We start from the raw sequence: 3,997 nt of genomic DNA, 5'->3' as shown, positions 1-3,997 counted from the left end.
AAGGATAACTAACATGATGTTAGTTTATCCTTGTTTTTATATAGTTGTTATATGTAAAATTGAGTCAGTATAAGTATTTACTTACATATAGTATAATAAAGATAAATGTATATAGGAAAGGAAGATTGTTAAATGAAGAAATATTTAGGACCCTTAATTGCGATAGTTGCAGTTATTGTCATTATCGGTTTAGTTATGATTGGACCGTATAATAGGTTGGTAGGATTAGAAGAAGAAGCGGATAAATCATTATCAAATATCGATAATCAGTTACAAAGAAGAGTTGATTTAATTCCAAATTTAGTAGACACAGTTAAAGGTTATACGAAACATGAAGAGAAAGTATTTAAAGATGTTTCAGATGCACGTAGTAAATTAGCAGGTGCTAATTCACCAGCAGATAAAGCTGAAGCAAATGGTGAAGTAAATAGTGCTTTAAGTAGACTGATTGCAATTAGTGAAAAATATCCAGACTTAAAAGCAGATAAGCAATTTACTGGATTAAGAGATGAATTAGCAGGTACAGAAAATCGTATTGCTGTAGCAAGAAAAGATTATAACGAGTCTATCAATGAATACAATCAAGCAACGCGTAAATTCCCTTCAAGTATTATAGCTGGATTATTTAATTTTGATAAAAAAGAATACTTCCAAGCAAAAGGTGAAGCTAAAGATGCTCCTAAAGTCGATTTTGGTGGAGCTGATTCTTAATGAATCAAATTTTTAAACGTAGTTTAATATTGGTGATAGTCTGTTTAATCGCAATAAGTTCAAGTGTACAAGCTAAAGATAATAAATTTCCGAAATTAGAACAACCTGTATTCGTACAAGATCATGCAAATCTTATTGAACAAAGCGATGCTGATAGTATCAATAAAAAAGGTCAAAAACTTCAAGATGGAACCGATGCAGATATTATGTTGATGACGATGAAATCAATAGGTCAAACGCCGAGACAAGACTATGCTCTTGAAGCGGGTAGACACTATAAAGTTGGGGATCAAAAGCATAATAGAGGTATTGTTATTTTATTAAACTTAGATAACGGTAACGAGAATAACAACAGAGGTATCGATATAGCAGTTGGAGACGGATTAGAAGGTGTACTTAATGATTCTAAAGTTGGAGATTTAATCGATACAAACTTCATGCCGTATCAGAAGAAAGCATCTCAAACATCTGATAAAGAAAAAGCCAAATCATATTATAGTAAAGGATTAACTAAACTTTATGATGCTGTATGGGATGAAATTGCTAAAAGTTATGGATACGACGGCAAAAAATTCACTGAAAAAGAGCCACAATCTTCAGGACTTGGAAAAATACCATTTATGATATTTATTTTCTTCATAATTGTTTTCTTTATAGCCTACTTCAAAAATGGTGGTGGTAAACCACCTAGAGGAGGCGGAAGAAGAACGGGTAGACACATGGGAGGACCATTCATGTTTGGAGGTCCGTCCGGAGGTCACGGTGGTGGATTCTCTGGAGGCGGTTTCTCCGGTGGTGGAAGCTTCGGAGGAGGCGGCGGCTTCTCAGGTGGAGGAGCAGGTCGTGGTTTTTAAGCATAAATAATGAGCAGTCTGAGACAAAAAGTTTCAGAAAATCAAAAAAGACGAAATTCACGATAAAAGTGAGTTTCGTCTTTTATTATATGATTTAGTTGAATCAGTTTTGTCATGATTTTCTAAATATAGAAAAGAGAGCTAATCCAAAAATTGATATGGATTAGCTCTCTTTATTTAAGATTGGATATATATGTCCCAGCCTTGTCATTTTGTATGAATAGTTATTTATTTTGTTCAGAAAGAGTTACTTTCTCAATTTTTTCTTTGTTGTCTCTGATGATTTTTAATTTAATTTTATCTCCAGGTTTCTTCTTATCATAGATGTAATTTCTTATATCAGCATCATCATTTACAGTTTTACCATCGATTTCGGTAATAATATCTCCTTTTTGAATACCGTTTTGTGCTTTTTTATCGACCTCTGAGATATAAACACCGCTATCTTTAGATAATTTAAGGTCTTTTTTGTATTGTTCAGGGATATCTTTTATAGATATCATACTGATACCGATATATGGTCTTGTAACTTTACCATCATCCATAATATCTTTAATGATGTGATCAACTTCATTACTTGGTATGGCAAAGCCTATACCCTCAACATCTGAACGAGAAATTTTCATTGAATTAATACCTATTAAATTTCCGTTTAAATCAATTAATGCACCACCTGAATTACCTGGGTTTATTGCAGCATCAGTTTGAATAACTGTGGCTTCAGTTACACCTTGTGAAGTTTGAACACTCATAGTACGTTCTTGAGATGAGATGATACCTTGCGTCACGCTATTTGCAAATTCTATGCCGAGCGGGTTACCTAGAGCAAATACTGTTTCCCCAGCTTTTACTTTTGATGAGTCAGCAAATTTAATGGGTTTAATATTATAATTACCTTCAATTTTTAGCACAGCTAAATCTGTCATAACATCTGTTCCAACTAATTTAGCTTTCACTGATTTGTCGTTATGTAACTGTACTTCAATTTCACTAGCGCCTTCAATGACATGGTTGTTTGTGACGATATAAGCACCGTTGCTATTTGATTGATAAATAACACCTGTACCTGTACCTGTCTCTTGTGGCTCGCTTGAGTCTTTAGAATCTCTACTTCCAAAAAATTGTTCGAATCCACTTGATTTTTGTTTATTCGTTACACCTACAATAGATGGTGAAACATCTTCAATCATTTTTGAAACAGATTTATTACTCGATTTGTTATCTTTAATATTTCCACCTTTTTCATTTGCTGGTGCTTTCGTAATTTCAGCTTCGTCTTTATAAGAACTCGCAAAATCTACTATTTTAGTTCCACCAATGTATAAAGCTAAGATTAGAATTGCACCAAGAATACCAGCAATGAAAGGTAACAGACAACTTTGGTACCATGGAATATTATTTTTCTTTTTAAAATAATACCCATTAGAAGTTGATCTTTCTTGATTTGAATATTGGTTTTCATTATTTTCATTGTTATCCATTTGTTATACCTCCTAAATACTATCCTTAAAATAATTATTATGGAAATTCCAAGAAAATGCCAACAATATGCTATATTTAATTTGTTACAATAATTTGTATGAAAACTTGAGCGTAGAGAATTAGAGTGATAAAATATGATTATCATTAAGAAGAGAGTGGTAAAAAATGTATAAATTTGCAAGTACAGTCCTACATATTGTTTTCCAAAAGTTTGGCAAACAAGTCATCGCAATAAATAAAGAAAAAGTGCCAGACCAACCATATATCGTTACGTGCACACATAGTGGGTATGTTGAAGTAATTATGTTAGCACTTAGCTTATATCCTACTGAAATTAATTACATGGCTAAAAAAGAATTGTTTTCTAAAGAATGGTCGAATAAATTTTTCCATTCATTAAATGCATTTCCTGTAGATAGAGAAAAGCCAGGACCAAGTACGTTGAAAATTCCTGTTAAGTTACTGAATAAAGGTAAAAGTGTAGGGATATTTCCTTCAGGTCAAAGAGTAGAATCTGGAGAAGCGCCTTTAAAACGTGGAGCAGCTACGATTTCAGTTTTAAGTAACAAACCAATTGTGCCAGCAGCGTTTGCAGGGCCTAAAGAAGTTAAACAAATGTTTGCATTTAAATATAAATCATTTATTAAATTTGGAGATCCAATTGATCCAAATCAATTGCCAAGTGATATGAAGAAGAGTGAAAAAATTGCTAAAGTAACTGAATTGTTGGAAGAAAGAACAAAAGAACTGCAACGAGAAGTTACTGAAATAGCTGAAAAAGCAATGCGTAAATCATAATAAGCATAAATAAAACAATCATATTTTTAGATTTCTGATCTTAAAATATGATTGTTTTTATATTTTTAAAGATAGGGAATTATAAGTTTCAATGGACACCTATAATTAAAACGTTTTCATCTAATGGATATCTTAATATTACTGTTTTAATA

4 protein-coding genes are annotated in these 3,997 nt (G+C 32.2%); 3 read left to right on the top strand and 1 reads right to left on the bottom strand.

The window, feature by feature from the left end:
- Positions 1-132: 132 nt before the first annotated feature.
- Positions 133-711 carry a LemA family protein gene (locus tag CD111_RS09725; protein ID WP_095087406.1) on the top strand — a complete coding sequence of 193 codons (579 nt, stop codon included), beginning with the start codon at positions 133-135 and terminating at the stop codon, positions 709-711.
- A complete protein-coding gene (locus CD111_RS09720; protein ID WP_095087407.1) occupies positions 711-1,565 on the top strand; it encodes a TPM domain-containing protein in 855 nt (284 codons plus the stop codon). The genes CD111_RS09725 and CD111_RS09720 overlap by 1 nt, the downstream gene beginning before the upstream one ends.
- 224 nt (positions 1,566-1,789) lie before the next feature.
- Here the strand turns inward: CD111_RS09720 and CD111_RS09715 are convergent, their stop codons facing one another.
- Entirely contained in the window at positions 1,790-3,046 is a 1,257-nt protein-coding gene (locus CD111_RS09715; RefSeq protein WP_095087409.1) for a S1C family serine protease, read from the bottom strand.
- Between the two features lie 166 nt (positions 3,047-3,212).
- On the opposite strand from CD111_RS09715, the gene CD111_RS09710 reads away from it, so the two are divergent.
- Positions 3,213-3,845 carry a lysophospholipid acyltransferase family protein gene (locus tag CD111_RS09710; protein WP_095087411.1) on the top strand — a complete coding sequence of 211 codons (633 nt, stop codon included), beginning with the start codon at positions 3,213-3,215 and terminating at the stop codon, positions 3,843-3,845.
- Positions 3,846-3,997: the final 152 nt, after the last annotated feature.

The sequence above is a fragment of the Mammaliicoccus stepanovicii genome (assembly GCF_002902525.1).
Classification (GTDB): Bacteria; Bacillota; Bacilli; order Staphylococcales; family Staphylococcaceae; genus Mammaliicoccus; species Mammaliicoccus stepanovicii.
Note: the sequence above shows the minus strand (reverse complement) of the source record. Positions and strands in the feature narration are given on the sequence as shown.